The sequence below is a fragment of the Streptomyces sp. NPDC044003 genome (assembly GCF_056435185.1).
Genome location: NZ_JBWKFA010000003.1, coordinates 325,580 through 352,563, shown reverse-complemented (window position 1 = coordinate 352,563; position 26,984 = coordinate 325,580). Strand labels below are relative to the sequence as shown.

General features: G+C 70.9%; 21 protein-coding genes, 3 pseudogenes and 1 riboswitch. Of the genes and pseudogenes, 9 read left to right on the top strand and 15 right to left on the bottom strand.

Annotation, left to right across the window (positions count from 1 at the left end):
• Nucleotides 1-13: 13 nt before the first annotated feature.
• From aceA to AC07AW_RS13650, 6 genes and pseudogenes are all read left to right on the top strand, one after another.
• Nucleotides 14-1,309, top strand: a complete 1,296-nt coding sequence (gene aceA, locus AC07AW_RS13675) for an isocitrate lyase (RefSeq protein WP_478815627.1) — start codon at nt 14-16, stop codon at nt 1,307-1,309.
• Between the two features lie 118 nt (nt 1,310-1,427).
• Nucleotides 1,428-3,020 (top strand): malate synthase A, encoded by a 1,593-nt coding sequence (gene aceB / locus AC07AW_RS13670; RefSeq protein ID WP_478815626.1) that lies wholly within the window; start codon nt 1,428-1,430, stop codon nt 3,018-3,020.
• Nucleotides 3,017-3,907, top strand: a complete 891-nt coding sequence (locus tag AC07AW_RS13665; protein ID WP_478815625.1) for a 3-hydroxybutyryl-CoA dehydrogenase — start codon at nt 3,017-3,019, stop codon at nt 3,905-3,907. Before aceB ends, AC07AW_RS13665 begins: the two co-directional genes overlap by 4 nt.
• Nucleotides 3,908-4,078: 171 nt before the next feature.
• Nucleotides 4,079-4,303, top strand: a riboswitch (cobalamin riboswitch).
• A 162-nt stretch (nt 4,304-4,465) separates the two neighbouring features.
• Entirely contained in the window at nt 4,466-6,784 is a 2,319-nt protein-coding gene (metE, locus tag AC07AW_RS13660; RefSeq protein WP_478815624.1) for a 5-methyltetrahydropteroyltriglutamate--homocysteine S-methyltransferase, read from the top strand.
• 328 nt (nt 6,785-7,112) lie between these two features.
• The gene (gene rpmF / locus AC07AW_RS13655; protein ID WP_478815623.1) at nt 7,113-7,283 is read left to right on the top strand and encodes a 50S ribosomal protein L32; all 171 of its coding nucleotides are present in this window, start codon (nt 7,113-7,115) and stop codon (nt 7,281-7,283) included.
• 2 nt (nt 7,284-7,285) lie between these two features.
• Nucleotides 7,286-7,384, top strand: a pseudogene (locus AC07AW_RS13650) (GTP-binding protein); the annotation flags it as partial.
• Here AC07AW_RS13650 and AC07AW_RS13645 read toward each other — a convergent pair.
• The 10 genes and pseudogenes from AC07AW_RS13645 to AC07AW_RS13600 all read right to left on the bottom strand — a co-directional run bounded on the left by AC07AW_RS13645 (nt 7,371) and on the right by AC07AW_RS13600 (nt 19,562).
• Nucleotides 7,371-7,976 carry a hypothetical protein gene (locus AC07AW_RS13645; RefSeq protein WP_478815622.1) on the bottom strand — a complete coding sequence of 202 codons (606 nt, stop codon included), beginning with the start codon at nt 7,974-7,976 and terminating at the stop codon, nt 7,371-7,373. The pseudogene AC07AW_RS13650 and the gene AC07AW_RS13645 overlap by 14 nt on opposite strands.
• A gap of 285 nt (nt 7,977-8,261) precedes the next feature.
• Nucleotides 8,262-10,487, bottom strand: a complete 2,226-nt coding sequence (locus AC07AW_RS13640; protein WP_478815621.1) for an RICIN domain-containing protein — start codon at nt 10,485-10,487, stop codon at nt 8,262-8,264.
• A 110-nt stretch (nt 10,488-10,597) separates the two neighbouring features.
• The gene (locus AC07AW_RS13635) at nt 10,598-11,434 is read right to left on the bottom strand and encodes a class II fructose-bisphosphate aldolase (protein WP_478816232.1); all 837 of its coding nucleotides are present in this window, start codon (nt 11,432-11,434) and stop codon (nt 10,598-10,600) included.
• A 177-nt stretch (nt 11,435-11,611) separates the two neighbouring features.
• Nucleotides 11,612-12,349, bottom strand: a pseudogene (locus AC07AW_RS13630) (1-phosphofructokinase family hexose kinase); the annotation flags it as partial.
• A complete protein-coding gene (locus AC07AW_RS13625; protein WP_478815620.1) occupies nt 12,346-13,326 on the bottom strand; it encodes an ROK family protein in 981 nt (326 codons plus the stop codon). The pseudogene AC07AW_RS13630 and the gene AC07AW_RS13625, both read right to left, overlap by 4 nt.
• A complete protein-coding gene (locus AC07AW_RS13620) occupies nt 13,319-14,284 on the bottom strand; it encodes an SIS domain-containing protein (RefSeq protein WP_478815619.1) in 966 nt (321 codons plus the stop codon). Before AC07AW_RS13620 ends, AC07AW_RS13625 begins: the two co-directional genes overlap by 8 nt.
• Nucleotides 14,285-14,399: 115 nt before the next feature.
• Nucleotides 14,400-16,229 (bottom strand): glycoside hydrolase family 35 protein, encoded by a 1,830-nt coding sequence (locus tag AC07AW_RS13615; protein ID WP_478815618.1) that lies wholly within the window; start codon nt 16,227-16,229, stop codon nt 14,400-14,402.
• Nucleotides 16,226-17,101 carry a carbohydrate ABC transporter permease gene (locus tag AC07AW_RS13610; protein ID WP_478815617.1) on the bottom strand — a complete coding sequence of 292 codons (876 nt, stop codon included), beginning with the start codon at nt 17,099-17,101 and terminating at the stop codon, nt 16,226-16,228. The genes AC07AW_RS13615 and AC07AW_RS13610 overlap by 4 nt, the downstream gene beginning before the upstream one ends.
• Nucleotides 17,098-18,075: a carbohydrate ABC transporter permease gene (locus AC07AW_RS13605; RefSeq protein ID WP_478815616.1), complete on the bottom strand. Its 978-nt coding sequence runs from the start codon at nt 18,073-18,075 to the stop codon at nt 17,098-17,100. The genes AC07AW_RS13610 and AC07AW_RS13605 overlap by 4 nt, the downstream gene beginning before the upstream one ends.
• Before the next feature lie 194 nt (nt 18,076-18,269).
• On the bottom strand, nt 18,270-19,562 hold the full coding sequence (locus tag AC07AW_RS13600) for an ABC transporter substrate-binding protein (protein ID WP_478815615.1): 1,293 nt from the start codon (nt 19,560-19,562) through the stop codon (nt 18,270-18,272).
• 231 nt (nt 19,563-19,793) lie between these two features.
• Between AC07AW_RS13600 and AC07AW_RS13595 the strand changes: the two genes are divergently transcribed.
• On the top strand, nt 19,794-20,885 hold the full coding sequence (locus tag AC07AW_RS13595) for a LacI family DNA-binding transcriptional regulator (protein ID WP_478815614.1): 1,092 nt from the start codon (nt 19,794-19,796) through the stop codon (nt 20,883-20,885).
• Between the two features lie 33 nt (nt 20,886-20,918).
• Here AC07AW_RS13595 and AC07AW_RS13590 read toward each other — a convergent pair whose 3' ends face one another.
• On the bottom strand, nt 20,919-21,122 hold the full coding sequence (locus AC07AW_RS13590) for a hypothetical protein (RefSeq protein ID WP_478815613.1): 204 nt from the start codon (nt 21,120-21,122) through the stop codon (nt 20,919-20,921).
• A 215-nt stretch (nt 21,123-21,337) separates the two neighbouring features.
• Between AC07AW_RS13590 and AC07AW_RS13585 the strand changes: the two genes are divergently transcribed.
• Both AC07AW_RS13585 and AC07AW_RS13580 read left to right on the top strand, forming a co-directional pair.
• Nucleotides 21,338-21,805: a hypothetical protein gene (locus AC07AW_RS13585; protein WP_478815612.1), complete on the top strand. Its 468-nt coding sequence runs from the start codon at nt 21,338-21,340 to the stop codon at nt 21,803-21,805.
• A 12-nt stretch (nt 21,806-21,817) separates the two neighbouring features.
• Nucleotides 21,818-22,387: pseudogene (locus AC07AW_RS13580) on the top strand (IS5 family transposase).
• Between the two features lie 111 nt (nt 22,388-22,498).
• Here AC07AW_RS13580 and AC07AW_RS13575 read toward each other — a convergent pair.
• From AC07AW_RS13575 to AC07AW_RS13560, 4 genes are all read right to left on the bottom strand, one after another.
• Nucleotides 22,499-23,455, bottom strand: coding sequence for a YncE family protein (locus tag AC07AW_RS13575; protein ID WP_478815611.1), 957 nt, complete (start codon nt 23,453-23,455; stop codon nt 22,499-22,501).
• A gap of 293 nt (nt 23,456-23,748) precedes the next feature.
• A complete protein-coding gene (locus AC07AW_RS13570; RefSeq protein WP_478815610.1) occupies nt 23,749-25,347 on the bottom strand; it encodes a DUF2252 domain-containing protein in 1,599 nt (532 codons plus the stop codon).
• Between the two features lie 768 nt (nt 25,348-26,115).
• The gene (locus AC07AW_RS13565; protein WP_478815609.1) at nt 26,116-26,448 is read right to left on the bottom strand and encodes a hypothetical protein; all 333 of its coding nucleotides are present in this window, start codon (nt 26,446-26,448) and stop codon (nt 26,116-26,118) included.
• Complete coding sequence (locus AC07AW_RS13560; RefSeq protein WP_478815608.1) at nt 26,424-26,681, bottom strand: hypothetical protein; 258 nt, start codon at nt 26,679-26,681, stop codon at nt 26,424-26,426. The genes AC07AW_RS13565 and AC07AW_RS13560 overlap by 25 nt, the downstream gene beginning before the upstream one ends.
• Nucleotides 26,682-26,984 lie beyond the last annotated feature (303 nt).

Sequence of the window (26,984 nt, the reverse complement as noted above, 5' to 3'; positions counted from 1 at the left end):
AGGAGAGACCACCATGGCGCAGGCAGGGACATCCGCAGCGGCACAGACCGCCGACGAGCTGGCGCGACGCTGGGCCACGGAGCCCCGCTGGAAGGGCATCGAGCGCACCTACTCCGCCGAGGACGTGATCCGGCTCGCGGGCAGCGTCCGCGAGGAGCACACCCTGGCCCGGCGCGGTGCCGAGCGGCTGTGGCGGCAGCTGCACGAGCTGGACTACGTCCACGCGCTCGGCGCACTGACCGGCGGGCAGGCCGTCCAGCAGGTCAGGGCAGGCCTCCAGGCGATCTACCTGTCGGGCTGGCAGGTCGCCGCCGACGCCAACCAGGCCGGCCACACCTACCCCGACCAGAGCCTCTACCCGGTCAACTCCGTGCCGCAGGTGGTCCGTCGGATCAACAACGCGCTGCTGCGCGCCGACCAGATCGCCACCGCCGAGGGCGGCACGGACACGACGGACTGGCTCGCCCCGATCGTCGCCGACGCCGAGGCCGGCTTCGGCGGTCCGCTGAACGCGTTCGAGCTGACCAAGGCGATGATCGCGGCCGGCGCGGCGGGCATCCACTACGAGGACCAGCTGGCCTCCGAGAAGAAGTGCGGCCACCTCGGCGGCAAGGTCCTCGTCCCCACCTCCCAGCACATCCGCACCCTCAACGCGGCCCGGCTCGCGGCCGACATCGCCGACGTGCCGACCCTGATCGTCGCCCGCACCGACGCTCTCGCCGCCAACCTCCTCACCAGCGACGTCGACGAGCGCGACGCCGAGTTCGTCACCGGCGAGCGTACGGCGGAGGGCTTCTACCGGGTCCGGAACGGCATGGCCCCGGTCATCGCCCGCGGCCTCGCCTACGCCCCGTACGCCGACCTCATCTGGGTCGAGACCGGCACCCCGGACCTCGCCCAGGCCCGCGAGTTCGCCGAGGCGATCCACGCCCGGTACCCGGACCGGATGCTGGCGTACAACTGCTCGCCGTCCTTCAACTGGAAGGCGGCGCTGGACGACGACCAGATCGCCAAGTTCCAGCGGGAGTTGGGCGCCATGGGCTACGCGTTCCAGTTCATCACCCTGGCCGGCTTCCACTCCCTCAACCACGGCATGTTCGACCTGGCCCGCGGCTACGCCGAGCACGGCATGACCGCCTATGTCGACCTCCAGGAGCGCGAGTTCGCCGCCCAGCAGCACGGCTTCACCGCCGTCAGGCACCAGCGCGAGGTCGGCACCGGCTACTTCGACCTGGTCTCCACCGCCGTCAACCCGACCTCCTCCACCACGGCGCTGAGCGGCTCCACCGAAGAGGAGCAGTTCCACTAGGACGTCCTGCCCCGGGCGGCGGTGTGCACCGAGCCCCGCCCGGTACGCCGCCCTGCCGAACCGGGGGCCGGCGGTCCACGTCCGCCCGCCCCCTTCCCTCCCAGCCCAGGAGCATCCGATGACCATCAGTGCCCCGCCCCACCGGCTTCGCGTCCTCGCCGCGCCGGGCGAGCGTCACGAGGAGATCCTCACCGCCCCCGCCCTGGAGTTCGTCGGCCGGCTCGTCGCCGCGTTCGGCGCACGCAGGCAGTGGCTCCTGAAGGAGCGGCGCCGCCGCGCCATCCGGCTCGCGACCGGCTCCCCGCTCGACTTCCCCCTCGCCACCTCGGCCGTGCGCGCCGACTCCTCCTGGCGGGTCGCCCCGCCCGCGCCCGGCCTGACCGACCGCAGGGTCGAGATCACCGGCCCGCCCGAGCGGCGGATGGCCGTCCACGCGCTCAACTCCGGGGCGCGCGTCTGGATGGCCGACTTCGAGGACGCCACCGCCCCCACCTGGGACAACGTCATCGGCGGCCAGCTCACCCTGCTCGACGCGATCGAGCGGCGCCTCGACTTCACCACGCCGGAGGGCAAGGAGTACCGCCTCGGCGAAGACCTCGCCACCATCGTCGTCCGGCCGCGCGGCTGGCACCTCGACGAGGAACACCTGTCCTTCGACGGCGCTCCGGTACCCGCCTCCCTCGTCGACTTCGGCCTGTACTTCTTCCACTGCGCCCAGCGGCAGATCGACGCCGGGCACGGCCCGTACTTCTACCTCCCCAAGCTGGAGAACGCCTACGAGGCCCGGCTGTGGAACGACGTGTTCGTCCTCGCGCAGGACCTCCTCGGCATCCCCCAGGGCACCGTGCGGGCGACCGTGCTCATCGAGACCATCACCGCCGCCTTCGAGATGGAGGAGATCCTCTACGAGCTGCGCGAGCACAGCTCCGGCCTCAACGCCGGCCGCTGGGACTACCTGTTCAGTCTCATCAAGACCTTCGGTCACCGCACCGACTTCCTGCTGCCCGACCGGGCGAAGGTCACCATGACCGCCCCCTTCCTGCGCGCGTACACCGACCTCCTCGTACACACCTGCCACCGGCGCGGCGCCCACGCCATCGGCGGCATGGCCGCCCACGTCCCGAGCAAGGACCCGGACGCGAACGAGGCCGCTCTCGCCAAGGTCCGGCTCGACAAGGAACGCGAGGCCGAGGACGGCTTCGACGGCTCCTGGGTGGCCCACCCGGCACTCGTACCGGTCTGCCGCGACGTCTTCGACGGCGTGCTCGGCGATCGCACGGACCAGATCCACCGGACGAGGGACGACGTGGAGACGACGGCGACCGACCTGCTCTCCGTGCGCCGGATCAGCGGCCCGCCCACCGAGGAGGGCGTGCGCACCAACATCGCCGTCGCCCTGCGCTACTTCGACGCCTGGCTGCGCGGCCAGGGGGCCGTCGCCCTCCACGGCCTGATGGAGGACGCGGCCACCGCCGAGATCGCCCGCGTCCAGATCTGGCAGTGGCTGCGGCACCGGGTGCTCGACCGCGAGACCGTCCTGCGGATCACGGACGAGGAACTCGCCAGGTTCGGCGCGGAGTATCCCTGGGCGGCCGTCGACCGGGTGCGGGAACTGTTCGAGGAGACCGCTCTCGCCATGGAACTGCCGTCCTTCTTCACCCCCTCCGCGTACACGCGCCACCTCGTCCGCATCCCGGAGCCGCGGGCGTGAGCGGGAACATCCGGCGCGTGGGCGTCGTGGGCGGCGGACAGATGGGCGCCGACATCGCAGAGGTGTGCGCCCGGGCGGGGCTCGACACCGTCCTGCGCGAGGTGACCCGTCCGGCGGCGCGGGCCGCCCGGGAGCGGATCGCCGTCTCCCTCGAACGAGCCGTACAGCGGAACAGACTCGACCGTGTCTCCGCCGAGGCCGCCCTGAGCCGGATCACCGCCACCGCGGAACTGTCCGACCTGGCGGACCGGCAGCTGGTGGTCGAGGCCGTCACCGAGAACGCCGCCGCCAAGACCGAGGTGTTCACCGCGCTCGACAAGATCGTCGCCGATCCGGCGGCGATCCTCGCCACCAACACCTCCTCGCTCCCCGTCATGCGCCTCGGCATGGTCACCGGCCGCGCCGACCGGGTCGTCGGACTGCACTTCTTCAACCCCGTGCCGGTCCTGCCGCTGGTGGAGGTCGTGACCACCCTGCACACCTCGCAGACCACGGCGAGGACGGTGACGCAGTTCGCCACGGACACCCTGGGCAAGACCGTCGTCCGCTCCGCCGACCGGGCCGGATTCGTCGTCAACGCCCTCCTCGTCCCGTACCTGTTGTCCGCGATCCGGATGACCGAGTCGGGCTTCGCCACCGCCCCGGACGTCGACCGGGGCATGGAACTCGGCTGCGCCCACCCCATGGGCCCGCTCCGGCTGGCCGACCTGATCGGTCTCGACACGGTCGCCTCCATCGCCGAGTCGCTCCACGACGAGTTCAAGGAACCCCTGTACGCCCCGCCGCCGCTGCTCCTGCGGATGGTGGAGGCGGGCCTGCTGGGCCGCAAGACCGGTCGCGGGTTCCACGTGTACGACCGGGAGGAGAGACCCGGTGGCCCGGGCTGACGACCCTGGGCGGCACCGCGGAACATCGGATGAGGGTCCGACGGTCCGCGTGGGGAGGGCGGGAGGCGATGTGGCGCTTCCCGCCCTCTCGCCGTGCCACGCTCCCACCCGCGTGTCCGACCTCACCGTCCGGATTCTGGACTTCGCCGTGCCACAGCGGTCGGTCCTCGTAGTGTGGTGCGCGCAGCTGGTTCGCCCCGTCAGCCAGGCGGGATGCGTCGTAAGAGGGAACCCGGTGGGAATCCGGGACTGCCCCGCAGCGGTGAGCGGGAACGACCGCCGTCATACGCACTGGGCCCGAACGGGTCTGGGAAGCGACGGCCAGTAGGAGTCCGCCGGTTGATCCCGGTGGGCGTGCCCGCGAGTCCGAAGACCTGCCCGTTGCCCGCACGCGGACGGTTCCGCGCGCGGACATCCCGGTGACCTCGAGGGCGGGTCGGCGTACATACCAGGCGGACGATCGTGCCTTGCCACGCGCGCGTCCCGTCCGGTCCGTCACCCCTTCGCGCTCTCCCCGTTCCCGGGATCTCAGGGATTCATCTCGCGAAGGAGATCTCCGTGACCACGAAGTCCGCAGCCGCGGCAGCACGGGCCACCGTGTACGGCTACCCCCGCCAGGGACAGGGCCGGGAACTGAAGAAGGCGATCGAGGGGTACTGGACGGGCCGGGTCACCTCCGCCGCCCTCCACGCCACCGCCACCGAGCTGCGCGCCGCGAACTGGCGACAGCTTGCCGAGGCGGGCATCGACGAGGTGCCCACGGGCGACTTCTCGCTGTACGACCACGTCCTCGACACCACCGTCATGGTGGGCGCGATCCCCGCACGCCACCGCGAAGCCGTCGCCGCCGACGCCCTGGACGGCTACTTCGCCCTGGCACGCGGTACGCAGGAGGTCGCCCCGCTGGAGATGACCAAGTGGTTCGACACCAACTACCACTACCTGGTGCCGGAACTCGGCCCGGACACGAGCTTCACGGCCGACTCCACCCGGCAGGTCGCCGAGCTGAAGGAGGCCCTCGCCCTCGGCCTCGCCGCCCGGCCCGTCCTGGTCGGCCCCGTCACGTACCTGCTGCTCGCCAAGCCCGCACCTGGGGTCTCCGTCGCCTTCCAGCCGTTGACCCTGCTCGACCGGCTGCTTCCCGTGTACGCCGAGGTGCTCGCCGACCTGCGGGCGGCGGGGGCCGAGTGGGTCCAGCTCGACGAACCGGCCCTCGTCCAGGACCGCACCCCGGCCGAACTGAACGCCGCCGCACGCGCCTACCGGGACCTCGGCGCGCTCACCGACCGGCCGAAGCTGCTGGTCGCCTCCTACTTCGACCGGCTCGGCGACGCCCTGCCCGTCCTGGCCAAGGCACCGGTCGAGGGGCTCGCGCTGGACTTCACCGGACCAGCCGCCGCCAACCTCGACGCCCTCGCCGCCGTCGGCGGCCTCCCCGGCAAGCGGCTCGTCGCCGGCGTCGTCGACGGCCGCAACATCTGGGTGAACGACCTGCAGAAGTCCCTCGCCACCCTCGGCACCCTCCTCGGTCTCGCCGAGCGGGTGGACGTCTCCGCCTCCTGCTCCCTCCTCCACGTGCCGCTCGACGCGTCCGCCGAGAAGGACGCCGACCCGCAGATCGTGCGCTGGCTCGCCTTCGCCCGGCAGAAGACGGCCGAGATCGTGACCCTGGCCAAGGGCCTGTCGAAGGGCACCGGCGCGATCGCAGGGGAACTCGCCGCCAACCGAGCCGCCCTCGCCTCGCGCGCCGACTCCCCCCTCACGCGTGACCCGGTCGTACGGGCCCGTGCCGCCGCCGTCACCGACGCCGACGCGCGGCGCTCCCAGCCGTACCCGGAGCGGGCCGCCGCCCAGCGGGCCCACCTCGGCCTGCCGCCGCTGCCGGTCACCACGATCGGCTCCTTCCCGCAGACCGACGAACTGCGCGCCGCACGCGCGGACCTGCGAGCCGGCCGGGTCGACACCGACGGCTACGAGGAGCGCATCAGGGCTGAGATCCAGGAGGTGATCGCCTACCAGGAGAAGGCCGGGATCGACGTCCTCGTGCACGGCGAACCCGAACGCAACGACATGGTCCAGTACTTCGCGGAGCAGCTCCACGGCTACCTCGCGACGCAGCACGGCTGGGTCCAGTCGTACGGCACCCGGTACGTCCGACCGCCGATCCTCGCCGGCGACATCTCCCGGCCCACGCCGATGACGGTCCGCTGGACCTCGTACGCCCAGTCCCTCACCACCAGGCCGGTCAAGGGCATGCTCACCGGCCCGGTCACCATGCTCGCGTGGTCCTTCGTCCGCGACGACCAGTCCCTCGCCGACACCGCCCGCCAGGTCGCCCTCGCCCTCCGTGACGAGGTGAACGACTTGGAGGCCGCCGGCACCGCGGTCGTCCAGGTCGACGAACCCGCGCTGCGCGAGACGCTGCCCCTGCGCGCCACCGACCACGCCGCGTACCTGGCCTGGGCGACCGAGGCCTTCCGCCTCACGACCAGCGGGGTGCGGCCGGACACGCAGATCCATACCCACATGTGCTATGCCGAGTTCGGCGACATCGTCCAGGCCATCGACGACCTCGACGCCGACGTCATCAGCCTGGAAGCCGCACGCTCCCACATGCAGGTCGCCCGCGAACTCGCCGCCCACGGCTACCCGCGCGCGGCCGGGCCCGGCGTCTGGGACATCCACTCCCCACGCGTCCCCAGCACCGCGGAAGCCGCCGATCTGCTGCGCAAGGGCTTGGAGGCCATCCCCGCCGAACGGCTCTGGGTCAACCCCGACTGCGGCCTGAAGACCCGCGGCTGGCCGGAGACCCGCGCCTCCCTGGAGAACCTGGTCACCGCTGCCCGGCTCGTCCGCACTGAGCTGACCGCTTCCTGACCCACGCACGGCCCGGGGGCCGGGGCGCCTGAGCGCATCCCGGCCCCTGAGCACGCGGGTCACACGCGCCGGCGACCGCGCGTTCCCCGGCGGATACGACGCGCGGCCACGGCAAGGCGCCGAGCAGGGCGAGCCGATCACCGCGACGGTGACCGCAGTCCGGCAGATCGAGGCCACCGACACCCTCCTGGTGGCGACGACCCCAGCAGCCGGCCTCCGGTCCAGAGAGGGTGCCGCCGCTCTCGTACGCCACCTCAAGCCACATTGATAATGGGACCCATTTTCATATAGCCTCGGCGCACCGTCCGCGAGACCGAGGAGTCCTCCCATGGCCGTTCCCAAGCGGAAGATGTCCCGCAGCAACACCCGCCACCGCCGCGCCCAGTGGAAGGCGACCACGCCCCAGCTGGTGCCGATCACCGTCGACGGCTCCGTCCACCAGGTCCCGCAGCGCCTGGTGAAGGCGTACGAGCGCGGCCTCATCCACCCCGAGGGCTGATCGTGACGTCGCGCGACCGCCTGCCGGTGACCGTTCTGTCCGGCTTCCTCGGCGCGGGGAAGACCACTCTGCTCACGCGTGGACGCCCTACCGGCGTTCGAGCGTGACCACCTCGAACTCCTCAAGGCCGCAGATGGACACCCCCGTCCTCGTGACCGCTTCGCCGCGGGCCGCCGACTGCTTGCCGCGGGAGGCTGCCAGCGCGGCCTGATCGGTGTAGAGCACACCCACGCTGCCGCGGCCCCTGGCCCTGTCGAGGAGCATCGCCGCGCTCTCGAAGCCCGCAATGGCCTGCACCTTGGGCAGCGTGGCGCTCCGGAACGTCTCCACCAGCAGGTCGGCGTCGGTCGGGGCGACCTCGAACCGGGTCAGGCGGAAACCCGCGCCGGGCTCGACCTGCGCAGGAGGGGTGAACACCGCCGCCTCCCAGCTGTCGACCGTCATGGTGTCCGCGAACGGCGCCAGCATCGTCGCGCGTCGCTCCTTGAGCTGATCGTCGCTGTTCCGCAGCGCCTTTTCGCTCTCCCACCAGGAACCCGTGAGGATCTTGCCGAGCTCACGGTCGGTGAACAGGGCGAAGCCCCGGTATCCGGACTGACCGGCCAACGCCCTGGGGGCCTCCTCGCGGAGGGCGTCCACGCACGCGTCGATCTTGGCGGGATCACCGATGGCGTAGATGGTGCGAACGTACATGGGGGTGCGCTCCTGTTCATCGGGCCGAAGCTCGCCGGGACGGCGGTCTCGTTCTCGCCGCTTCCATCCGAGGCTCCCGCACGCCCGGGAGCAACGCGGACGGACCGTTCGGGCGAACAGCAGGAGGGCGCGACCGACCGGAGAGAATTCTGCGGACAACACTCACCCGGCTGCGCGGCGCAGCCGGGTGAGTGTGCTGCCGCCTGTACCACCAGCGGACGAAGACCCTCCTTGTCTCGTACTCCCCGAAGAAGCGCGGCTTCTTCCAGAGGGACCAAAGGGAGGTCAGCCGATGGTCCACCTCTGGAGGGTCGAGCCGGTGTCCCGCTGCTGGGTCACCAAGGAGCCGTCGGACGTGGAGGCGGTGGTGAGGAGCAGGCCGCTCTTCAGGGAGGCGACGGTGTACGTGCCGTCCGGCTTGCGGGTGGCCGTCCAGCGCTGGTTGGTGCCGCCGGTGCACGACCACTGGACGACCTTGGCGCCCGCCTTGGTGGAACCGCCGCTGACGTCGGCGCAGAGACCGGACTCGACGTTCCTGATCTCGTACGAGCCGTCGGGCTGCTGGGTGAACGTCCACTTCTGGTTCGCGCCGCCGGTGGGCGTCCAGGTGACGAGCTGGGTGCCCGCGGTCGTGCTGTGGTCGGGGTCGTCGAGGGCCTTGCCGGCCGCCACGAGGGTGTGGACGCCGTCGAGGTTGGCGGGGGCCGTCCCCACCGCGGTGAGCGTCAGCGTCTGCTCGGCAGCGGTGCGCGAGCCGCCGACCGCTCCGCCGGTTCCGGTCCAGAAGCGGGCCGGGGTGGTCTCGGCGAGCCGGGTGGAGTCGGCGGACATGCCGATGACCAGTCCGCTGTAGCGGTTGACCAGGCGGTACGTGCCGGTGGCGGCGCCGTCGGAGGAGGACGTTCCGGGGATGACGAACCACTGCTGGCCGACCGTGGGGCCGTTTACTCCCGGCTCGGTGACGGTGGGCCGGGTGCCCCACGCCCGCTGGGCGGTGGACGCCGAGTCGACGCCCAGGAGGCCGCCCGTCGCGGCGTTGGCGATGCGGTAGGAGCCGTCGCCGTTGCCGCTGAAGATCCACGTCTCCAGAGCCGATCCGGTCGCGGTGGCCTGTGAGGTGGTGGTGGAGCCGCCGCTGACCTGGGCGAGGACGCGACCGCCCGTCTCGGCGATCCGGTAGGTCCGGCTGGTGTCGACCGGTGCGGCCGGCGCGGAGGTGCCGATCGAGAGGTTGAGGTACTCGCCGGAGGAGCCGCCCGAGCATCCGAACGAGCAGTAGGAGCGGAAGTTCTTGCCGACGATTCCGGAGCTCGTGCGGTTCACCCCGTCGAGGAACCAGCGGTACCAGGACGCGTTGGTGTAGCTGCCGGTGTCACCGATGAGGCGCCACTGCTGGGTGGCCAGGTTGTCGGTGGCGTAGAACTGCTGCGGCGCGGTTCCGTCCTGGTTCACGGCCTGGGGCTCGCCGATGTACAGGCCGAGGTGGGCGTTGTACGTGATGTCCATGACGAAGAGGGGCGACGTCGGGGGCATCGTGCCCGCCGCGACCTGCTGGCTGACCGTGCCGGCGTTCGCGGGGTCGTACTCCTTGGTGGTGGGGGTGTAGCCGGTGGTGCTGGAGGCGTCGACCGGCACCATGTTGCTCTCCTGGCCGCCCACACCGGGCTGGGACCAGGCGCCGCCGTACCACTTCTGCCAGGAGCCGGGGGCCATCTTGGCGGAGATGGGGGCGCGGGCGACGTGGGCGTGGAACGCCTTCCAGCTGCCGCCCTTGTCCACGACGCGGGAGCCGTAGAAGACGTAGAAGTAGCCCGAGGCGGTGTCGACGAACAGCCGCGGATCGCCGTCCCCGTAGTCGTAGGTCTGCTGCGGGAACGCGGCGGTGTCGCCCCGCCTGGTGCTGTACGGAGAGGTGATGACGTGGTTCTTGATGGTCCACGTCCGGCCCTGGTCGGTGGAGACGGCGTAGTCGATGCCGTCGTAGTGGATGCCGTCCCCGAAGGGCTGGGGGGTGAACTCGTTGTGGACGAGCCCGTACCAGTCTCCGGTGTCGGGGTCGACCCACACTCCGGCGAGGTCGCAGTAGTTCCGCTGGGCGTAGCCCGATCCCGTGGGCGCGTAGGTGGATTCGACGCCTGTGGGGCTGTTGTTGCAGCGCCAGGTGGTGTCGTTGTTCTTGTCGTTGCCGTTGGCGGGGTTCACGGCGTCGCTGATGGCGGACCGGGTGGCGGTGTCGAAGTCCGCGCCGCTGTAGAAGGTCCAGCGGCGGCTGTCATTCGCTCCGTAGAGCGCGTGGGCCTGCTGGTAGTAGAAGGTTCCGTCCTTGTCGATGTAGCCGGCGGCCGGGGTGTCGTCCGGACGCGTCCAGGACCCCTTCGAACCGACGGTCACGCTGTAGGTGGCGTCGGGCGTGGCCGCCGACACCTGTGGGGCCGTCAGTGTGCCGCCGGCTGCCACGGCGAGCACCGCCGCGGCGACGGCGCCCGCGAATCTTCTCCGAGAGGCTGACACAGCTCCTTCTCCTTCTTCTCGGTCCCGGCCGCACCTGTCGCGCAGCCGGAGTGTGGGGGGATGGCCCGACGTGGCGCCGGGCGGGGGCGGCCGGAGCCGTCCCCGCCGGGTCAGGCGCCGGCGAGCACGTCGAGCAGCCGGGCGACCTCGGCCGCCGTCGCCTCACGGGCCGGACCCAGGTAGGTGCGCGGGTCGGCCGTCGTGGGGTGGGCGGCGAGGTCGCTGCGGACGGACGCGGTGAAGAGCTTGTTGAGGTGGGTGGAGATGTTGACCTTGGTCATTCCGGCGGCGACGGCCTTGGCGAGGTCGGTGTCCGACACCCCTGAGGAGCCGTGCAGGACCAGGGGGATACCGAGGGACGCGCGCAGGCGGGTGATCAGGTCGAAGCCGAGGACGGCGTCCCGGGTGTGCATGGCGTGGGAGCTGCCGACGGCGACGGCGAGCGCGTCGACGGCGGTCGCGGCGGCGAACTCCCGTGCCTCGTCCGGGTCGGTGCGTACTCCGGGCGCGTGGGCGCCGTCCTTGCCACCGATCTCACCGAGTTCCGCCTCGACGAAGACGTCGGCCCGGTGGCAGGCCTCGGTGACGGCCCGGGTCGCGGCCAGGTTCTCCTCGTACGGCAGCCGTGAGGCGTCGAACATCACGGAGGTGAAGCCGAGCGCGACGGCTTCGTGGACGAGTTCGGGGGTCTCCGCGTGGTCGAGGTGGACCGCGACGGGTATGTCGGCGGTCCGGGCGAGGGCCAGGGAGGCGAGGCCGATCGGGGCGAGGGAGCCGTGGTAGCGGACGGTGTTCTCGCTGATCTGGAGGATCACCGGCCGGCCGGCGCGGCTGGCTCCGGTGACGATGGCCTCGGCGTGCTCGATCTGGAGGACGTTGAAGGCTCCGACGCCCCGGTTGTCCGCGTAGGCGGCGCCGATGATGTCGTCAGTGGGGGTCAGGGGCATGGAAGGTCTCCACGGTCGTGGTCGTGCGGAACCGGTCGTAGAGGCCGGCGTCGAACTCTCCGGCCGCCGGGCAGGGCACGGCGGCCGCCGAGAGCGCCACGGCCTCGCGCAGCGCGTCCGTGGCCACGGCTCGCCGGCCGCGAGTCCTGCGGCCAGTGCGGCGACGCAGGCGTCCCCGGCCCCGGTGGGGTTGCCGTGGAGCCGGGCCGGGGGCACCGCCCGCCAGTGGCCGTCCGGGGTCACCGCGTGCAGCCCGTCCGGCCCGAGGGAGGCCACGACGGCACGGGCGCCCCGGGCGCGCAGCTCCGCTGCCGCCGCGCCGATGTCCGCGAGGCCGGTGGTTTCGCGGAGCTCCGCCGCGTTGGGCTTGACCACGGTCGGTCCGGCGTCGAGCGCGGCGAGCAGGACGGGCCCGCTGGTGTCGAGGACGGTGGCCGCCCCCGCACCGGCCGCGGTACGGATCAGCTGCCCGTACGCGTCGGGCGGCAGGCCCGGTGGGACGCTGCCGGACAGGACGACGACCCGTGCCGTACGGACCAACTGCTCGAAGCGGTCGGAGAAGGCGGCCCAGACGGCCTCCCCGACGGGCGGGCCCGTCTCGTTGAAGACCGTGGCGTCGCCGTCCTGACGGGAGACGACGTTGACGGTACGGCGGGAGTCCCCGGGCATCGGCACGAGTTCGTCCCGGAGCCCCGAGGCGCGCAGGTCCTCGCGCAGGAGCATGCCGGTCGGTCCCCCCGCGAGCCCGGTCACCGTGACGGGGTGACCGAGCGTGGCGAGGACGCGGGCGACGTTGACGCCCTTGCCGCCGGCCCGCTGGCGTGCCTGGGAGACGCGGTGGGAGGTGTGCGGCGTCAGTGTCTCGACCGTGTAGGTGACGTCGAGGGCGGCGTTGAGCGTGACGGTGAGGATCACCGCATCACCTCCGGGAGTGTCGTGGGGGGCGCGAGCCGTCCCCGCGCGGCGTACGCGGCCCGCCACGCCGCGAGCCCGGCGCCCAGGCAGCCCGCCTCGTCGCCGAGGGCCGCGCGCACCAGCTCGGGGCGCCGCTGGAAGGTGAGGCGACGATCCATTGCGACCCGCAGCGGGTCCATCAGCAGTCCGCCGGCCTCGGACAGCCCGCCGCCGATGACGACCAGCTCGGGGGCCAGCAGCGAGGTGAAGGCCGCGAGGGCGGTCGCCAGTGCCTCGACCGCCCGGTCCCACACCGCCAGGGCCACGGGGTCGCCCTCGGCCACCAGGACGGCGACGCCGGAGGCCCCGTCGACCGGTCGGCCCGAACGTGTGGTGTAGGCCGCTGCGATCGCGGCGGCCGAGGCGATGGTCTCCAGGCAGCCGCGCGCGCCGCAGGCGCACGTTTCGCCGCCGGGCTCGACGACCACGTGTCCGGCCTCGCCCGCGTATCCGCCGGAGCGGACCGGACGGCCGTCGACGAGGACGGCCGCCGCGATGCCCGTACCGATGGGCAGGAACATGACATCCCGAAGACCTCGGGCGGCGCCCAGGGTGCACTCCGCGGCACCACCGGCGCGCACGTCGTGGCCGAGCACGACGGGCAGGCCGCTCGCCTCGCCGAGGACGGCGGCGAGGGGCAGATCCCGCCAGCCGATGTTGGCCGAGTACCGCGCGATCTGCGCCTCCTCGTCGACGATCCCGGGCACGACGACCCCGGCGGCAGCTGGAGATGCCCCGTGGATGGCCGCGCGAGCCGCCAGCTCCCGCAGCGCGTCGCCGATCGCGGCGACGACGGCGTCCGGGCCGTGTCGGCGTGGTGTCGGCCGGCGCAGCCTGCTCACCGGGCGCATCGTCCGGTCGAGGAGCGCGCCCTTGATCGAGGTGCCGCCGACGTCGAGCGCGATCACGCAGGACGGTGGCTCGGCGCGGTCAGCCATGGCCGTCGGTCAGCACGACGGAGCGGGTCAGGTTGCGGGGGCGGTCGGGGTCGAAGCCGGAGGCCTCGGCACGGAGCACCGCGAGGCGCTGGGCTCGTACCAGATCGGCCAGCGGATCGAGTGCGTCGGGCCGGTCGCCGGACCGGGAGACGTACGTGCCGCCGGTGCGGGCCACGTCCTCGGCCAGACCTCGCGGGGCCGGGCCGAACACCCAGACCGCGCGTCCGGGGCCGGTGATGCTGACCGGACCGTGCCGGTACTCCATCGCCGGGTACGCCTCGGTCCAGGCTCCGGCTGCCTCGCGCATCTTCAGCCCGGCCTCCAGCGCGAGGCCGTAGGTCCAGCCGGTGCCGAGGAACGTGACCTGTTCGGCAGAGCGGAGTTGGGCCGCCAGAGGGTCGGTGACGGCCCGTTCGGCGTCCAGAGCCGCCTGCTCCAGCGGTCGTACGCCCGGCAGGAGCGCGTCTTCCGCCTCCAGGTGGGCGCGCAGCAGGGCGAGCGCGGTGGTGGCGAAGCGGGTCTGCACCACGGACTGCTCGTCGGCGTAGTCCAGGACGGCGACGGCGTCGGCGGCGGTCATGACCGGCGTGGCGGGGTCGGCGGTGAGCGCGGCCGTGGGCACCGTGCCCTTCAGCCGGCCCAGCAGGTCGAGGACCTCGGTGGTGGTGCCGGAGCGGGTGATGGCCAGGACCCGGTCGTAGCGGCGGTCGGCCGGGAACTCCGAGGCGGCGAAGGCGTCCGTCTCTCCGTGTCCGCCGCTCTCGCGCAGTTCGGCGTAGGCCGATGCCATGAACCAGGAAGTGCCGCAGCCCACGACCGCCACGCGCTCGCCCCGGCGGGGAAGGACGTCGAGGTGGCCGGGTACGGAGGCTGCGGCCCGTCGCCGGCAGTCGGGCTGCGAGGCGATCTCCCGGACGGTGTGGGACTCGGTGCCGGATACCGGTGCGGTGGCGGACACGGTGGAACTCCTTGGACGTGCGGTGGGCCGTCGCCTGGTGGTGGCGGCCGGGAGGGAGAACGGCAACGGGGTGCGGATGACGGTGCCGGACGTGCGTCGGCCCGGCACGGGTCACTCAGTCGAACGTCTCGACGTATTCCTCGGGCGCACCGAGCTCCGGCCGGTCGCACAGGACGATGCTGTCGCCGAGACGTTCGAGCTCCAGCACGGTGAGGGTGTTCTCCCCCGCGCGCAGGAACGGGTGGGGCAGGTAGAGCGTGGTCTGCGGGCCGATCTCCCAGTAGCGCCCGAGGAGGCTGCCGTTGACCCAGAGGAAACCCTTGCCGAAGCCCGGCAGGGCGACGAACGTGTCGGCCGGCTCGTCCACGTCGAGGCGCGCGGAGGCGAATCCGGCGGTCCCGCCGGGCGGGGCCAGCGAGACGGCGCGGGCGGTCTCCTCCGGGGTCCAGGTGTCGAACGGGAGCCGGTGCATCGTCCAGTCGTGCACGAACCGTCGGTCCACGCGTACCCCGCCGAGGATTCCCTTGCCCTGGCCGAGCAGCGGACCGTAGTTGATCCGTCCCTGGTTCTCCACCAGCAGTTCGAGCCGGACCCGTTCCCCGGTTCCGGTCACGGTGCACGACGAGGTCTCCCGGTCGAGTACGGCGACGGGGGCGCCGTCGACGAACACCTGGGCGCGATCGTGCAGACCCGAGACCGTCAGCTCGTGGGTACCGGCGGGCAGCTTCGGGCGGGCGGTGTAGAGCACCAGGCCAGAGGGCTGGCCCAGTTCCTCGAAGGAGAGTGGCACGGGTGAGCGCACCGGCTCGGTCACCGTCCGCAGCGCGTCCAGGAGTGCCGCGCCGGGCGTCACCGGGAGAGTGCGGGGCGCAAGGAGGGGCGGGTCGGCGGGCAGCGGGCGCGGCTGTGCCGTGTCGCCGAGTGCGGTCAGCTTCTCCCGTAGAGCGAAGAACTTCGGTGTCAGCGCGCCGTGTTCGGCGATCGGCGCGTCGGAGTCGTAGCTGGTGATCGTCGGCTGGAGGCGATCGCCGTCGTGGTTGGCGCCCGCCCACAGGCCGAAGTTGGTTCCTCCGTGGGCCATGTAGAGGCTCACCGAGCCGCCGGCGTCGAGGATGCGGCCGACGTCCTCGGCGGCGCTCTCGGCCGACCGTACGTGGTGCTTCTCGCCCCAGTGGTCGAACCAGCCGTTCCAGAACTCGGCGCAGACGAAGGGCTCGTCGGGACGGCGCGAGCGCAGCAGCTCGGCCGCCTGCTCGGGGCGCGAGCCGAAGGTGGTGGTGGCCAGTTCGCCGGGGACGGTGCCGCCGTCGAGCATCAGCGGGGTGGGCCCGTCGGCGGTGTAGAGCAGCTCGGTCACGCCACGGGCGACGAGGGCGTCGCGTACCCAGCGGACATAGGCGTGGTCGTCGCCGTAACTGCCGTACTCGTTCTCGATCTGCACGGCCACGACGGGGCCGCCCTGACTCGTCTGGAGGGCCGCGATGCGGGGTATCAGCGCGTCGAACCAGCGCCCGACCGCCTCCAGGAAGGGTGCGTACGAGGTGCGGGGCCGCATACCCGGCATGCCGGTCAGCCAGGCGGGGAGTCCGCCGTTGTCCCATTCGGCGCAGATGTACGGGCCGGGGCGCACGATCACGTCGAGCCCGGTCTCCTGCGCCAGGCGGACGAACCGGTCCAGGTCACGCCAGCCGTCGAACCGGATGTCGCCCGGGGTGCGCTCGTGGAAGTTCCACGGCACGTACGTGTCGACCGTGTTGAGGCCGAGGGCCGCGAGGCGCTGGAGGCGGTCGGCCCACTGCTCGGGGTGGACGCGGAAGTAGTGCAGCGAACCGGACAGGACGCGGTGCGGCCGGCCCTCGCGCAGGAGGGTGCCGTCGGCGTGGGTCAGCGCGGGCGCGGGGTGCGCGGTGCCGGCGGGCTCGGTGAGGATGTGCGCGGTGGTCATTTGACGGCTCCGGCGGTCATACCCGCGCGCCAGAAGCGCTGGAGCGCGAGGAAGGCGATCAGCAGGGGGACGACGGACACCAGGGATCCGATGACGACCAGCGGCGGCGGCACCGCGACATGGCTCGCGTTCCAGCCGACGAGCCCGACGGTCACCGGCTGCAGCCGGTCGTCGCCGAGGACCATCGCGGGCAGCAGGTAGTTGTTCCAGATCTCCACGAACTGGAACAGGAAGATGGTGACGAGGGCGGGCGTCATCATCCGGACGACGACGGACCGGAAGATGCGGAACTCGCCCGCGCCGTCGAGTCGGCCGGCCTCCAGGACCTCGTCGGGCACGGTCTGCGCGGCGAAGACCCGCGCCAGGTAGACACCGAAGGGGCTGACGACGCTGGGCAGCAGGACGGCCAGCGGGTTGTCGATCAGCTGGACGCCGGAGAACATCAGGTACAGGGGAAGGGTGAACAGCACCTTGGGGACCAGGACGGCGGCGAGCACCAGACCGAAGATGAGGCCGCGGCCGGGGAAGTCGAACTTGGCGAGGGCGTATCCGGTGAGCGCGGAGAACGCGGTGCCGAGCAGCGCCCCCGTTCCGCAGTACAGCACGCTGTTGAGCATCCAGCGCCAGAAGATGCCGTCGTCCTGGCTGCTGAGCCGGGCGAGGTTGTCGACGAGGCCGAAGCCGTCGAACCACAGACCGCTGCCGCTGAACTGCTCGCCGAACGGCTTGGTGGCCGACACCAGCAGCCACCACAGAGGGAAGAGGAAGTAGAGGGCCGACAGGCCGAGCAGCGCCGTCACGGCGACGCGGCTCACCGGGCTCGTGTCGCGTCGCGGCCTGAACAGGGACTCCCTCGCGTGGACGGTGCTCATGCGCGCTCTCCTCGGTCGGTCAGCTTGAAGAACACGAAGGACACGACGCCGACCAGCAGGGCGAGGACGACCGACTGGGCCGCGGCGTACGGGTAGTTGCCCGCGGCGACGGCGCTCTGGGCCGACATGATCGGGGTGAAGGCGGAGGAGACCGAACCGGCGGAGACCGGCTGGAGCACGGCGGGCTCGTTGTACAGCTGGGCCGAGCCGATGACGGAGAAGACCGCGGTGAGGACCAGCGCCCCGCGCACGGCCGGGATCTTGATGCTCCAGGCGATGCGGAACGCCGACGCGCCGTCCATGCGTGCGGCTTCCAGCACCTCGGCCGGGATGGCCTGCAGGGCCGCGTAGATGATGATCATGTTGTAGCCGGCCCAGCTCCAGGTGACGATGTTGGCCACCGCCCAGAGCACCACGTCCTCGTCGAAGAAGGGGACGGCGACGCCGATCGGTTCGAGCAGCCGGTTGACGGGGCTGGACTGCGCCGAGTACATGAACGACCACACCAGTGCCGCGCTCACGCCGGGGACGGCGTACGGGACGAAGCTGGAGAGCCGGAAGAACCCCTTGCCCCGGGCGGACTTGGAGTCGATCAGCAGGGCCAGGACGAGCGCGAACCCGAGCATGACGGGCACCTGGACCAGGCCGAAGAGCGCGACCCGGCCGAGCGACGACGTGAAGGCGCCGTCCTCGAAGGCCCGCGCGTAGTTGGCGAGCGGGTCGAACACCTTGGTGGGCGGCGTGAGCCCGAGGCCGGAGCGGTGCACGGTGAAGAGGCTGCTGACCGCGGCGTACACGATCGGCGCGACGTACATGGCCGCGAACAGGATGAGGAACGGGGCGCAGAACAGCAGGGGCTTGAGCGCGCGCCGAGGAGTCTTGGGTGATGTTGTTCTCGGTCGGCTACGGGCGGGCGTCGTCGCGTCCGCCGGAGGGCGGGGACGGAGGTCCGCCGGGGCGGTGACGTGGGGCACGAGCTGTTCCTTACTGTGGCTCGGGCGGCCGGGACGGCGGCGCGGCAGCCGGGACGGCGGCGCGGCGGCCGGGCGGGCGGCGCGGCGGCCGGGCGGGCGGTGACTGCCGACGGCGGACGGGCGGTGACTGCCGACGGCGGACGGGTCGGGTAGTGCCCCGGGCCGGGACGGGGACCCCGCCCGGCGCGCTCCTCCTACTCCGCGACCTGGAGCCCCTGCTTCCGCATCTCCGCGACCGTCTTGTCCTGTGCGGTACGCAGCGCGTCGGCGATGGTGGACTTGCCGGCCCACGCCTTGCCGAGGCCGTCGTCGAGGTCGGCGGCCGTCTTGGTCATCAGCGGGCCCCAGGTCCAGTCGGAGTTGACCTGCGGAGACGCCTGGGCGAACACCTCGTAGATGTTCTGGCCGCCGAAGTACGGGTCGGCCTTCAGCTGGGGCAGATCGAGCAGCTTCGTCGCGGCCGGGTAGAGCGCGGCCTTGTCGACGAGGTCTCCGAACGCCTTGCGGTCGGTGCTCATCCAGTGGGCGAACTCCCAGGCGGCCTTGGGGTCTTCGCAGCCCTTGAGTACAGCGGTGGCGGAGCCTCCGGCGTTGCCGACCTTGGTCTCACCGGCGTTCCACTGGGGCATCGGTGCCACCGCCCACTGGCCGGCGCTCTGCTTCGCGCCGCCCTTGATGACGCCGGCCTGCCAGACGGCGCCGACGACCGTGGCGATGTCGCCGTTGCCGAGGCCCGTGTACCACGCCTGGTCGTACATCGGGGCGCTGCTGATCAGACCGTCGTCGGCCAGCCCCTGCCAGTAGTCGGCGACCTTCTTGTTGCTCTCCGAAGCCAGGCTGACCTGCCAGGCGTCGCCCTTGGTGCCGAACCAGCCGGCGTTCGCCTGCCAGGCGAGGCCCGCGTAGTCGTAGTCCAGGTACGGGGAGGAGACGTACCGGTGCGGCGAGGAGGCGTGGATCTTCTCCGCGACGGTCCGGTACTCGGCCCAGGTGGTGGGCGCCTTCAGGCCGAGCGAGTCGAAGACCTTCTTGTTGTAGAACAGGGCCATCGGGCCGCTGTCCACGGGCGCGCCGTAGACGTTCTCGCCCAGCGTGACCGACTTCCAGGCCGATTCCTGGAAGTCGCCCTTGTCGGCGGAGGCGTACTCCGCCACGTTCTCCAGGGCGCCCTGTCCGGCGAAGCTCGGCAGCGTCTCGTAGCCGACCTGGGCCAGGCACGGCGCGTTGCCGGCCTTCACCGCGTTCAGCATCTTCTGGTACCCGCCCTTGGCTCCCGGCTGCACCTCCTGGTAGGTGACCTTGATGTCCGGGTGCGAGGCATTGAACGCGTCGACGGCTGCCGCGTACCCGGGGGCCCAGCCCCAGAATGTGATCGATGCCTTGCCCGACGACGACGACTCCGCGCCGGATCCGGAACACCCGGTGGCGGCGAGCGCGACGGCAACGGCGCCGACGGCGCCCACAACACGGATGGCAGTCCGCTTCACAGCTCCTCCTTAGTACTGCGGCAGGCCGGAGGAGACACCTCCGAAGGGGGCCGCGCGAGTGGCGCGCCATGCCGGTGTCCGAACCGGTTGCGCGTCGATGGCCGGAACTATGACAGAGAATGTTATCGATGCCAATACCTTCCATCAGGGCCCCGCAGGCGCCAAGAACTCCCAGCTGAAGCGCGATGAGGCGCGATATCATCGATGTCAGGCGAGACCGAGGAGGAGTGCATGGCCAAGCAGAAGCTCGGGGACGAGGGGCGTGCGCCGGGCATGGCGGACGTGGCCCGGGTCGCCGGAGTGTCGGCGCAGACGGTGTCGCGGGCGCTCTCGGGGCACCCGAACGTGCAGGACAAGACACGCGCCAAGGTGATGGCGGCGGTGGAGCAGCTCGGCTACCGCCGGAACAACGCGGCCCGCATGCTGTCCTCGGGACGCAGCCGCACCATCGGCGTGGTGACCCTTCAGACCACGTTCTATTCGCGGGCCGCGGTCACCTCGGGCATCGAGAAGGCGGCCCAGGCGGCCGGCTACGCGGTCAGCACGGCCACGGCCATCTCCCTGGACACGTCCGCCATCGAGGCCGCGCTCCTCCGCCTCGCCGACCAGGGCGTCGAAGGAGTCATCCTGTCGCTGCCCCTCATCCACTGCAGCCCGAGGATCGAGCAGCTCACCCGGTCGACGCCCACGATCACGATCGACGGATCACGCACCGACGCGACCGAGGTCGTGGCCGTCGACCAGGCACTCGCGGCCCGCCTGGCGACCCAGCACCTGCTGGACCTCGGCCACGAGACGGTCTGGCACATCTCGGGCCCCGAGCAGTGGCTGGAAGCCGAGAGCCGGCGGGGCGGCTGGCAGGCGACACTGGAGGCGGCCGGCCGCCCCGTACCGCCACCGCTGGAAGGCGACTGGTCTCCGGCGTCGGGCTATCGGAACGGGCTCATCCTGGGCCGGATCCCCGACGTGACGGCCGTCTTCGTGGCCAGCGACGAGATGGCGTTCGGCGTGATCCGGGCGCTGCAGGAGCTGGGCCGACGGGTTCCCGAGGACATCTCCGTGGTCGGCGTCGACGACATCGACCTCGCGGAGTACTGCAGCCCTCCCCTGACCACCATCGCTCAGCCCTTCGAGCAGATGGGAGAGCTGGCGGTCGCCCACCTGCTGCGGCACATCGCCGACCCGGGCGGGGTGACGGTACCGGCACTGGTGGAACCGGAACTCGTCGTACGAGCGAGCACCACCACTCCCGGCCGGGCCGGGCAGCCCGCCACCGCCGCTCCACAAGCGGCGACCGAGACGGCAGGAGCACCCCGGGGGTAACGCTCCACCGCGCCGTTCCACCCGCCGGGAGCGTCAGATCCAGCCGCGGCGCGTGGCCCGGATGCCGAGTTGGAAGCGGGTCCGGGCGCCGAGGACTTCCTGGAGGCGGGTGATCCGGCGGGCCACGGTGCGTTCGCTGACGCCGAGTTCGCGGGCGATCGCCCCGTCGGTGCCGCAGCCGCCCGGGGTATGGGCCGTGCTCGCCGATCGGCAGGTACGGCCCCGATGAACTCCCATTCCGCACCACTCAGTTGCTCTCGCGTCACACACGAACATCTACCGGTCCAGGCCGCGCGTTTGAGGGCTGCGTGGGCGCTCCTCCAGGCGGCGTTCATGCCCAAGATCCCATGGACCGGGTGACGCCAGCGAATTCTCTGAGACGTCATCTCATTTGGGGAGCCTGTGTGACGATTCATCGGCCAGCAGGAAGCCACGAACGGGGGCGAGTATCGATGGAGTACGTCAATCTCGATGCGCAGGTCGGCGACCTGTCAGGGGTCTTGGACCCGGCTCGTTACCTGGACCACCTGCCCTCGATCTCCGGTGACCTACCGCCGGGGGCCCGGGCATTCGCCGCTGACGCGGACCACTACGACTTCCGCAGCAGGCGATGTGTGAAGGACCTGACGCTTCAGGCCGTCCGGGGCGCCGGCGGTGAGGACATGGAAGTCGAGTTGCGGCACAACTGTTGGAAGCACGACCAGGACCTGCTGATCCGCTACGTAGGCGTGTCCGGCTTCATCATCGATCCCGCCGACGAGGGCCGAGGGACGGACCTCGGGGCTGTGATTCTCGACGAGATCCTTCCGCACACGGACGGCTGCAGCCACGAGATCGCCTGCTGGGACGGCAGCCTCACCATTGTCTGCCGTGACCTCCAGGCGAACTGGACTGAGACCACCTGCTCAAGCGAGTCGTAGGCGCTACAGGTCGTGGGGATTGTTGAGCGGCTCGTGCCGGACGAACTGTGGGAGCTGTTCCAGCGGGTGGCGCCGGAGGCGCCGTCGCGGCCTCAGGGCGGTGGTCGGCGTCGGCATGAAAAGGGGGACCTGACGGGTCCGAATCCTGTGGACCGGGGCAAGTACGGCTCGGAGATCCATTTGATCACCGAGCGGACCGGTCTGCCCATTTCAGTCGGAATCTCGCGCGCGAACCCGCACAACAGCCAGGCCCTGATCCCATTGGTCAAGGGCATACCGCCGGTCCGCTCCCGCCGTGGATGCAGGCGGCGCAAGCCGGGCAAGCTCCACGCAGACAACGGCTACGACTATCTCCACCTGCGGCGATGGTTACGTGGACGCGGCATCACCCACCCCATTGCCCGCAGGGGCATCGAGACCCCCCAACGGCTGGGACGCCACCGGTAGACCATCGAACGCACCCTGGCCTGGCTCGCCGGCTGCCGCCGCCTCCACCGACGCTACGAACGCAAAGCCGACAACTTCCTCGCCTTCACCGCTATCGCCTGCACCCTCATCTGCTACCGCAGACTCACCAAATGAGATGACGTCTAAGCGTGTATTGCCGACCAAGACGATGTGAGACTAGGAAAAGGAAGGCTGGACCAGGACGCGGGGTGGAGTACACATGTGAAGAAACATGTGAGCCGACGGCTACAGCGTGACCACCGATAGGGAATCCGCAAAGAAGTTGGTCACGTACAGGCGAGTTCCATCCGGGCTCACCGCCACACCGCGCGGGCCGTCGCCGACCGAGATCGTGGAAACCACCGTTTGGCCAGGTACATCAATCACCGACACGGACCCTGTGCCTGGGAAGTGTGCCACGTAGAGACGAGTTCCATCCGGACTAACCGCCACACCATAAGGTTCGCTAGCGACCGGGATCGCAGCAAAGGCGGCCTTGTCAGAGACGTCGATCACGGACACGGACTTTGAGAAGTAATTCGTCGCATAGATACGGGAGTTGTCCTTGCTCACCACCACACCCACCGGAAAATCGATGTCCGGGATACTCATGGGGTCCTTGAGGAACCTGTCAGTCACTAGCACAGTGTCTGACAGGGCTAGCGTCACGTAGACACGTCCATCCGGGCCCGCTGCCAAGCCGTATGGCCTCTTGCTGTGGTCATCCGCAGTGAGGATGGAGCCATCTTGGACAAGGTCATCGCCAGAGATGCTGCACTGCGTCACAGTGCCTGGGCCCGTGGCGGCCACGTAAAGGTCGGTTCCCTCCGGGCTCACCGCCACACCGTACGGGCCGTCGCCGACCGGGTGAGACGCAACCACCGCCTCGCCGTAGGGGTCAACCACTGACACGGAGCTGTCACCGAAGTTGGTCACGTAGAGGCGGGTTCCATCCGGGCTCACGGCCACGCTGTGTGGGCGAACCCCGACCGGGATCCTCTTCACCTCCGGAGCAGCCTCTTGCACTGCCTCTGCCGGCGCCGAGGAAACCCGCAAGCCCTCCTCCCGTGCCTTCGCGAACAGTCGCTCCAACGACGGGTCGCCAAGAACCTGCTCTGTCTGAACTGACGCCTCTCGCCTTGGATTACCCGACGGTGGTTCTCCCACCCTCTGGGGGCCCTGGCTGCCGCCCTCGGTAGTCATCGCAGCGCCTCCTTGTCGGTAGATTCCGCGGAGCAATGCAAGCTCCCTTCTCTAAGGGTCCCGCAGAAGGCGCACAGCCGCAGCTCCTGGCGTGGCCGGTCGTCATCTGTCGCAAAGCGCCTCAAGCCGGCTTCGCAGGTTCACTCGCACCTTGCTTCGCGGCCTCCACGATCAGGCCCTCCAGCACTGGACCCATTTGTGGGCCGTGGGCATCGATATGCCCATCTCGGCCGCCACATGCGCGACGACCGAACGGCCGGAGCCGGTGTTAACAACGCTCGTGATCAGTACGCCTAGAGTGTGTCGGTAATATCGGTTGGTCGTTGCTGCGTTCGTGGTGCGACGTCATGAACTGACGGATCAGCATTGGTCCGTGATCGAGCCCTGGGGGCCCTGTCGCGGATGGGTCGTCCCGTCCGGAACCGGCGCCAGGTCCTCAACGGCATCGTGTGGAAGTTGTCTACGGGTGCGGCCTGGCGGGACCTGTGCCGGGCCCGATAAGAGGGGCCTGGCCGGGCGAGGCACTCGGCCTGTCCTGCGGCGGGCCGAGCACACAGATCCACCTCGCCTGCGACGGCCGAGGACGTTCCCTCACGTTCGCCGTCACCGGCGGGAACGTCAACGACGTGCACGCAGTTCGAGCCCGTCTTGGCCCGAATCCGCATCAAGCGGTGCGGTCCCGGACGGCCCCGGACCGGCACCATCTCTTCGGCCACCGCCACCCACTTCCAGTCCCGCAACTGCCGTACGTAGAAGTCCCGGCGTCGCCCGTCGAGCCCGTCAACCCGCTCCCAGCCCAGGAAGATGTCGCTGGTGGCCTGCATCAGCCGCTGCCCGGAGACGACCCGCTCGCCCTGCGTCGCGTAGGCGGTGGGCCCGACGTGGGGCGCCAGCACGGACTCGTCGGCCTCCTTGGCCTGGAGAAACAGTGGGTCCTGGCCGTCCCGGCCCAGCAGGAGCACGATCCAGCAGCGGGTGCCCACGCTGCCGACCCCCACGGCCTTGCGTGCCATGTCTGCCACCCGGTACTGCTCCAGCAGGAACCGCCGGTCCGACTGGAGGGTCCTGCCGTAACGCTCGATCAGCCGGGTGATCTGCTGCTCCAGCCGCCCGCGCTGAGCGTCCGGCAGCAGGTCCTCGAGAGGGGTGATGAGCGGCGGATCGGGGGAGATCCGGCGCTTGCCGTCGACGACGCGGGTGAGCTTGTCGAAGACCTGGACTGTGTCGTGCGAACGCGCCTTGGCCACGGCCTGCTCCCAGCGTTCACGGCCTCGCGCGGACAGGTCCGCCCCGAACCGGCCCCGTACCCACGCCTCGTCGAACTGGGCGTACCAGACGGCCAGGTTGCCGATGCCGGCGAAGGCCCGCATGCTCTCGCGGTAGGAGCGCACGGTGGCCCGTACGATCCTGGCCCGCTCCTTGGTGCTGAAGCCGTTCGACCGGCCGGCGATGACGAGGCTGGCGGCCAGGCGCTTGACGTCCCACTCCCAAGGGCCCGGCAGCGTCTCGTCGAAGTCGTTGATGTCGAACATGAGCCGGCGCTCGGGCGAGGCCAGCAGCCGGAAGTTCAGCATGTGGGCGTCGCCGCACAGCTGGGCCCGGAGGCCCGTCCTCGGTGTGTCCGCGAGGTCCGACGCCATGATGGCGGCGGCCCCACGGTAGAACCGGAACGGCGACTCGGACATCCTTCCGTAGCGGATCGGCACGAGCTCGGGCAACCGCGCCGCCGACTGCCGCTCGATGATCTCCAGCGGATCCGGCCGCTTGGGCCCCGGCGAGAACTCGGCGTGGCTGGAGCGGGGTACGGCGGTCCGCGCCTCCTTGCCCAGCGCGGCCCGCTCCCGTGCGGTGTGGTGCCGCAACTCGCGGCCGTCCAGGTGGTTCTCGGTCATGGCAGCGGCTCCAGGGATGGGCACGTGACTCGGCAGGGCACTCGTGACGAGCAGGGTCAGCGGGCGGCGGTACCGGACTGGGGCGAAGCCGCCGGTGCGGAGCCGCGGTCGTCCAGGAATTCGCGGATCCGAAGCCCACCAGGACGATCACCGCGGTCCACACCACGACCGCCGTCGTCGTCGGGTAGCTCCAGGTGAACAGCACGACCGCGGCGACCACCAGGATGGCCACCCCGATCCAGCGCTTGAAACGATGGACGAACCGCCCGACCGCCCCGAGACGAAGCCCTGCCGATGTCGTCACGTCGCGTAGGGCGCCGATGCTTCTGCGGCAGCCGGTGCGGGTGAGCACGGCGATCCGGGACGGGCCTGCGAAGAAGGCGCCGGCGGTGGTGAAGAGGGCGCCGGCGGTGGTGAAGAGGGCGGCCTCGGCGAGCGCCCGCACACCGGCCCGCAGGAACTTAACGAGCGCGTCGTATACGGTTCCCGCCGCGGCCTGGGAGGCCCCGGGAGGCAGATGGTCGAGATAGACGTCGCGGGCGACGGTGAGGCCGATGCCGAGAACCAGCATGGCGACGAAAACGGCCAGCGCGGCCCCGATGAGCGCGTGCCGGCGGTTGAACGCCACGTACACCCCGGCGGCCGCGACCAGCAGCGCGATGACGGGCAGCCAACCACCGAGGATCTCCAGCACTCTCACGTACGTCTTGATCTTGCCGACGTCCTCCGACGCGAACACCACGAAGTTCGTGTGGACGGCCGGGATCTTCACAGCGGGTGCGAAGCCGGCGGCGACCAGCTGATCTTCACCTGGGCGACGATCGGACCGAGGTCGATGACAACCTGGTTGTTCTCGAGCTTGACCGCGCTGTCGGACTGGCCCGTCAGCGCCTTGTCCAGCGCCGTGTGCGCCCTGCGGTTGGCGTCCACCCAGACCGTCTCGAAGGCACTGCTGGTGACCACCCGCTCCACTGTGCTGTGCACCAGTTGCTTGAAACCGTTCGCGATCGGGGTGTCCAGGTCGCCCAGCAGCTTGAACACCCGTGGCGGGGCGCCCTGCTCTGCGGCGGCATCCGTCAGCTGCTTGACCAGGGCGTCCACGTCGACCTGCGCGAGCACCGCGTCGGTGACCGGTTGGTGACCGCCTGCTGCACGTCGGGATCGCTCGCCAGGGGGCCGACGGTGGCGACGTAGCGGTCCGTGTCCTCCACGACGCTGTTCGCCCACACCGCGACGACGGACAGCAGCGACAACAGCGCGGCGAAAAGGATCAGCACGACCGAGCCGAGCGAGCGAAAACGGGTGATGCCGTGGGGGACGTGCCAGCCCGGCACCCTCCAGGGCGTTCACCCGCTGCCGCAAATCGGCCAGCTTGCTGCGCTCCGTGGCCGAGAGCTGCTCGTCACCGTTGTCTCTCATGGTCACCAGCAGATCCGTACGGCGCACGGCGCGCGACCTGGGCGGATCCAGGCGGGTGGACGGCGTACCGAGGCGCGACGGCGGCGGCCCGATGATGCAATTGACGTATCTGACGGGGTTACAGGGGGCATTGGTGATCGCCACAACGCGTCGCCCTGGCCACCCAGCCAACAGGCGGAGTTCCTGGAGACGCTCGGGTGGTTCAGCGCGCTACCTGA

Coding starts and splice junctions, on each gene's coding strand:
- aceA (WP_478815627.1), top strand. CDS start 14: ATGGCGCAGGCAGGGACATCCGCAGCGGCACAGACCGCCGACGAGCTG.
- aceB (WP_478815626.1), top strand. CDS start 1,428: ATGACCATCAGTGCCCCGCCCCACCGGCTTCGCGTCCTCGCCGCGCCG.
- rpmF (WP_478815623.1), top strand. CDS start 7,113: ATGGCCGTTCCCAAGCGGAAGATGTCCCGCAGCAACACCCGCCACCGC.
- AC07AW_RS13645 (WP_478815622.1), bottom strand. CDS start 7,976: ATGTACGTTCGCACCATCTACGCCATCGGTGATCCCGCCAAGATCGAC.
- AC07AW_RS13635 (WP_478816232.1), bottom strand. CDS start 11,434: ATGCCCCTGACCCCCACTGACGACATCATCGGCGCCGCCTACGCGGAC.
- AC07AW_RS13625 (WP_478815620.1), bottom strand. CDS start 13,326: ATGGCTGACCGCGCCGAGCCACCGTCCTGCGTGATCGCGCTCGACGTC.
- AC07AW_RS13615 (WP_478815618.1), bottom strand. CDS start 16,229: ATGACCACCGCGCACATCCTCACCGAGCCCGCCGGCACCGCGCACCCC.
- AC07AW_RS13610 (WP_478815617.1), bottom strand. CDS start 17,101: ATGAGCACCGTCCACGCGAGGGAGTCCCTGTTCAGGCCGCGACGCGAC.
- AC07AW_RS13595 (WP_478815614.1), top strand. CDS start 19,794: ATGGCCAAGCAGAAGCTCGGGGACGAGGGGCGTGCGCCGGGCATGGCG.
- AC07AW_RS13590 (WP_478815613.1), bottom strand. CDS start 21,122: ATGGGAGTTCATCGGGGCCGTACCTGCCGATCGGCGAGCACGGCCCAT.
- AC07AW_RS13585 (WP_478815612.1), top strand. CDS start 21,338: ATGGAGTACGTCAATCTCGATGCGCAGGTCGGCGACCTGTCAGGGGTC.
- AC07AW_RS13575 (WP_478815611.1), bottom strand. CDS start 23,455: ATGACTACCGAGGGCGGCAGCCAGGGCCCCCAGAGGGTGGGAGAACCA.
- AC07AW_RS13570 (WP_478815610.1), bottom strand. CDS start 25,347: ATGACCGAGAACCACCTGGACGGCCGCGAGTTGCGGCACCACACCGCA.